1 protein-coding gene is annotated in these 845 nt (G+C 39.4%); it reads right to left on the reverse strand.

Annotated elements, in window-relative coordinates; all coding sequences use genetic code 11:
• The coding region (locus ACS8FD_RS18635; RefSeq protein ID WP_439276940.1) for an aldo/keto reductase at window positions 1–786 on the reverse strand (786 nt) is incomplete at its 3' end.
• Window positions 787–845 lie beyond the last annotated feature (59 nt).

The raw sequence follows: 845 nt of genomic DNA on the forward strand, positions 1-845 counted from the left end.
GTTGCCAATTTTTTCTAATTCATCGGCGCTAAGCTGGACTTCGATAGCATCCAAGTTACCTTGTAAATGATCAGGATTAGAAGTCTTTGGAATAGCCACACGGTCTTTATCCGATAGTATCCAAGCCAATGATATTTGGGCTGGGGTCACGTTATGCTTGTCTGCAATCTCTTTGATAACGTCATTATTAAACACGTCACCGCGTGCGAGTGGTGAGTAAGCTTCCAATAAAATATGGTGATTATTCAAAAAAGACTGCAAGGTGTTTTGTTTGATAAATGGATGAAACTCGACTTGGTTGACGACAATAGGGACATCAGCATGTTTCTTTGCTTCAATAATATTGGCGATATTAAAGTTAGAGACGCCGATATTGCGTGTTAAGCCTTGTTTTTGCAACTCGCACAATGCAGGAATGGTCTCAGATAACGGTACACGGGAATCTGGCCAGTGTAATAGCAATAGGTCGACATAATCGGTATCGAGATTTTCTAAAGAACGTTTGGCCGCTGCGATTAACTTTTCTGGCTCAAACTTCATATCATCAGGGAAAATCTTCGTGGTCAAAAAGAACTTATCACGAGCCACGCCTGATTGTTTGATACCTTTTCCGACTTCGACTTCATTATCATAAGCTTGCGCAGTATCAATATGCTCATAACCCATTTTTAGTGCTTGACTGACGACATCAATACAGTCTTGTCCTGTTGATTGCCAGGTACCAAGTCCTAATACGGGAATATTGGCTTTGCCTGCGGTACGAATTTTATAAGTTTTGGTACTCATATTATTATCCTTATTATGTGTTATTTGTGGTTTTACAGCTTTTTAAATAATTCATGATA

The organism is Psychrobacter sp. 1U2, assembly GCF_051847575.1.